The sequence below is a fragment of the Methanoregula sp. genome (genome assembly GCF_028712425.1).
Classification (GTDB): Archaea; Halobacteriota; Methanomicrobia; order Methanomicrobiales; family Methanospirillaceae; genus Methanoregula.
Window position 1 is genome coordinate 1 of the sequence record NZ_JAQTQD010000053.1, and the last position, 3,853, is coordinate 3,853.

Here is a 3,853-nt window from a genome sequence, read left to right on the forward strand (position 1 = left end):
CTTCGCGGTATTCCAGAGTATGATGCTCATAAACGAGAACAACGGCCATGCCTGAACCGGACCGGATGAAGATCGCATTCGTCTACGATGTCATCTACCCCTATGTGAAAGGCGGCGTCGAGAAGAGGGTCTGGGAGCTTGCAAGAAGGCTCGCAGCCCGCGGTCACGAGGTTCATATCTTCGGGATGAAATTCTGGGATGGGGACGATGTCCGCATCCAGGACGGAGTTACCCTCCACGGTGTATGTCCTGTAAGAAAACTGTATACAAAGGGAAGACGGTCTGTCTGGGAATCCCTCTATTTCAGCGCGCATAGTATCCGGCCCCTTGCACGGGAACAGTTTGACATCATCGACTGCCAGAACTTTCCCTTTTTCCCGTGTATCCCCGTAAGGTATATTGCCCGCTCCCGCCGGATCCCGCTCGTGATCACCTGGCATGAGGTGTGGGGAGAATACTGGAACGAGTACTTGGGGCTCCTGGGATTGTTCGGGAAGATAATTGAACGCCATGTGGCGTCTTTCAAATCCCCGGTGATAGCGGTATCTCCGACAACGGCCTTGCGGTTCGAGAATGAATTCGGCCGACAGCCAGACAATATCCTTACAAACGGGATCGATATTGCGCGTCTGGATTCGGTGCCACCCGCACAGGATAAAACGGATGTGATTTTTGCCGGACGGCTCATCATAGAAAAGAATGTCGGCCTTTTACTCGATGCGTTCCGGATTCTGGTGTCTGATGAGCCGGGTTTGACCCTGACCATCATCGGGGATGGCCCGGATAAGGATGCAATAGATACGCGGATCCGTGCATATTCTCTTGAGAGAAATGTTACAATAACCGGTTTCTTGGAAAACCCGGATGAGATCATCGCGAGGATGAAAGCATCAAAAGTATTCGTCCTTCCCTCTACGCGGGAGGGATTTGGGATCGCAGCACTGGAAGCCCTCGGGTGCGGCTTGCCCGTCGTTACCATCGATCATCCGGCAAACGCTGTGCGCGATCTGATTACGGAAAGCAACGGGATTATCTGCACCCCGACACCGGAAGACCTTGCTCAGGGTATCAGCCAGGCTCTCCGGCAGCACGAGCAGATGCGGGAAGCCTGCCGGGCCTCAGCATCCGCTTATGACTGGGACCGGATCGTTGATCAAGCCGAACAGTATTATCAGTCTCTTGTCGAGAAAAAAATCTGATTTCCCGGCCTCACCCGGAAACCCTGTTGCCATTCACGACATCTTCTTCCGTTACGGAGATGGAACGTGACGAACCCACGATATGGTACGGCCCGGTTGCCGTTACACCTGCGGTTCCCCCCTCGGTTGCATACGGGACAACGAACTCCCCATTGGAACTCTCCTGGCGGTACACGAACGCCCGCCCGGTATTCGTGACAAGGTCAAGCTCGATAATGCCCTCGCCGGGGATATGGGCGCCCTTCACATACTCAAAGACTTTCACCAGCCGGATGTCGGGGAGGGCACTTCCCTGAGCACTTCCACCAAGCTGGACTGAGATATTTGTGGGGGATTCGTGGACAAGCCGGTACTGTGTCAGTGCCGGCACTTTTTTCACCGGCTGGTACGGCACACTGGAAAAGAAATCTGCATAGGTAGCCCCGGCATTCAGCCCCGGCCCTTCGGGGGCGATACGTATGGTGTCATCGGAAGTACTTACCGTTTGCATGCCGGTGATCACCCGGGTGAGCCCGCCAACCCCAGCATTACTTCCTGAATCCGGTACATTCCGTATTGTGTAGGTTGTATACTGGGCGGAATCAGGAGTAACCAGGGATCCGTCAAATACCTGGAGCCTGACAATCATGGTCTGGTAGTAGGCATCGCCCAGCAGGTGGGTCTTGGTCAGTCCACCTGATGCATCCGGTATAAATGCCCAGTAGATATAGGGTGTGATCGCATCCGAGCCGGTGACCCAGGGGATGAGCGAGGGGAAGGTGTCGGTCGCAGTACCCAAATCCGTTATGACGTAACGCCCCCGCAAATCCGAGAGGATAGCGTTTGCATGAGTCTCATCAGCAGACAGGTAGAATGCAGCGCCACCATTATTGCCCCCAAGATTGTTCTGGAACGGGTTCATGATCGGAAGACGATTGGCAAAGAACGTGATCCGGTGTCCCTGCTCCCAGGGTGCCAGGATCCCGTACGAACTCCCGGGATACGCGAACATCTTCTGATCATAGGTCCCGTAGTAATCGACACCTGTCGGCGGGGTCGAGGAGCTCAGCCAGACGAGGGTCTCTGCCCAGTCAGAGGGAATCTGGTTACCCGGAGTATTTGCAACATAGGTATAGTCGTGGACAGCCGACAGTCCGAAAGCAAGGATGGTAATACCAAGGATCACTGCAAGGGCAAGGCCTTTGATGGTCCCGTTCCTGTCAATCGAACCCGTATGGTCCGGTGTCGTTCTTGACCTGCGGCCTTTTCGTTCAGCGCGGCTCTCCCCTTCAGCAGTATGACCCCCGGTACGTTTCACGATCCATGGGACGATACGGCTTCCCGCCCCCTCAAAGGATGCCTGCACAACTCCGGCTGCACAGATTGCTGCCGTGAGTGCGACCGGCACTGTCATGTACAACTGGAAGCGCTGGTGGGGAATGGTGAGTACAATCATCACAGCAAGCCAGGTAAGCAGAAATACCTGTTCACCTTTCTGCTTCCTGCATACCGAATATGCGAGGAGGGCGATCCCTCCTGCCATGAGGATGAGCGAGAGGTTGAAGCTGTCATATGCTGCTGCAAGCGACCATGCCTGCGTATCCCTTACTGCGAGGGTGTATGCCGAAGAACCGAAAAGCAGGGAAGATGCCTGATCCCGGATTCCCTGGAGTGCCGGGATGAACCCGACAAGGAGTATCCCTCCGATGACAATTCCACAAAGGGAGAGATAGTATCTCCCCCGTTGCGTGAAAAAGATCCTGCTCAACGCATAGAGAAGTACCGTCCATGCGATAAGCCCGAGCATCACGTACAGATGACTGATGGAATACGTTGTGAGGGTCAGTCCTGCCCACGGGAGGAATCCAAAGAGCATCTGGAGGATTGCAATCGTGCTGAATGCAATACAATTGACAACAAGAAGGTATTCTGACCCGGTATTTCGATAATGATCAAGAGCGATTTGGAAAAATGTTGAAAGAGCAATAACGATCAGGCAAAGAAGAACGGTTGGTGCGGTCAGGTACCCGAGGAAGTACAGGATCCCGGCAAGACCTGACAACAGGACCGGATTAATGCTCTCTTTCGAAAACAACCGGTCACGTGAAATCTTTTGCGCGGTGGAGAGAGCGGAGAGATAGGCGAGGAAGAAGAGCGTGATAAAAAAGACTTCGGCGCTGTGGTGATCTGTCCAGCCATAGGAGGACTGGACAAAATATGCGTACGAGATAACCGAAACCAGGCCCGCGGCAACTAGCCCGGCCATCCGGTCCCACATCATCTTCCCCAGAAGGTACGTTGCCGGGACCAGCCCAGCTGCCATAATTGGTGCAATCCAACCGGCCGTATTGATGATTTCAGTCCGGCTTGTTGCTCCTGTTATGAGCGCAGCAACAGCGGCAAGGAACGGGTAGAGCGGCCCCCAGTCGATGGTCTTTCCCTGAGGGTATGCGGTCATGGGATCGAACCAGTTGTACTGGGGGAAATGTGCCACCATAACATCGACCTGCCGCATGGTGTACCATACATCGGCACCGTTGTTCAGCAGGAATACATCAGGGGGGATGAATAGTGCCGGAATCATCCTGAGAACGAATGCCACGCCCATGAAGAGGAGCAGACACCCGCCAATCAGCTATCGCCGGTTTGTCTCGCTGGAAAAAAAAGTCATAAAA

2 protein-coding genes are annotated in these 3,853 nt (G+C 54.2%); one reads left to right on the forward strand and one right to left on the reverse strand.

Features of this window, described 5'->3' with window-relative positions; genetic code table 11:
* Positions 1-47 precede the first annotated feature (47 nt).
* Positions 48-1,199, forward strand: a complete 1,152-nt coding sequence (locus PHF39_RS13810; protein WP_300225154.1) for a glycosyltransferase family 4 protein — start codon at positions 48-50, stop codon at positions 1,197-1,199.
* Positions 1,200-1,209: 10 nt separating this feature from the next.
* On the opposite strand, the gene PHF39_RS13815 is transcribed toward PHF39_RS13810, so the two are convergent.
* Positions 1,210-3,813 (reverse strand): oligosaccharyl transferase, archaeosortase A system-associated, encoded by a 2,604-nt coding sequence (locus PHF39_RS13815; RefSeq protein WP_366144248.1) that lies wholly within the window; start codon positions 3,811-3,813, stop codon positions 1,210-1,212.
* Positions 3,814-3,853: the final 40 nt, after the last annotated feature.

What these genes read in the sequence shown, in the direction of transcription:
- PHF39_RS13810 (WP_300225154.1), top strand. Translation starts at nt 48, where the DNA reads ATGCCTGAACCGGACCGGATGAAGATCGCATTCGTCTACGATGTCATC.